This is a genomic window from Paraburkholderia sp. SIMBA_053 (assembly GCF_046534895.1).
GTDB classification, from domain to species: Bacteria; Pseudomonadota; Gammaproteobacteria; order Burkholderiales; family Burkholderiaceae; genus Paraburkholderia; species Paraburkholderia caledonica.
This window is the reverse complement of record NZ_JAWRXU010000282.1, coordinates 1-338: the sequence shown is the minus strand read 5'-3', so window position 1 is coordinate 338 and position 338 is coordinate 1. Positions and strand designations below refer to the sequence as shown.

Genomic DNA, 338 nt, shown 5'->3' with positions numbered 1-338 from the left:
AGCGCGAGCGAAACAAAGGCGCGATTGGCGTTCTTCGCCAGACCCCGATAGCGCACCTTCGTGAAACCCCACAACCGTTTGACCACGGCGAACACATGTTCGACGCGGGCGCGAATCTTCGACTTGTTGCGGTTCTTGCGGCGCGCCACTTCATCGACGCTGTCCTTGCGCCGCGTGCGTTTGTTCGTGAAGTCATGCGCCTTCGGGGCCTTGCCCTGGATCAGCGCTTTCTGGCTCGCATACGCGCTGTCGCCATAGACCCGCTGTTCCTGCCCATGCAGAAGCTGTGGCAGCGGATGCTTGTCGTGCACGTTGGCAGCCGTGACGACCGCGCTATG

The 338-nt window shown here is 61.8% G+C and carries 1 protein-coding gene; it reads right to left on the bottom strand.

The features are described from left to right. On the bottom strand, window positions 1–338 hold a 338-nt coding region (locus SB753_RS35635), incomplete at both ends, for a transposase (protein ID WP_410804791.1).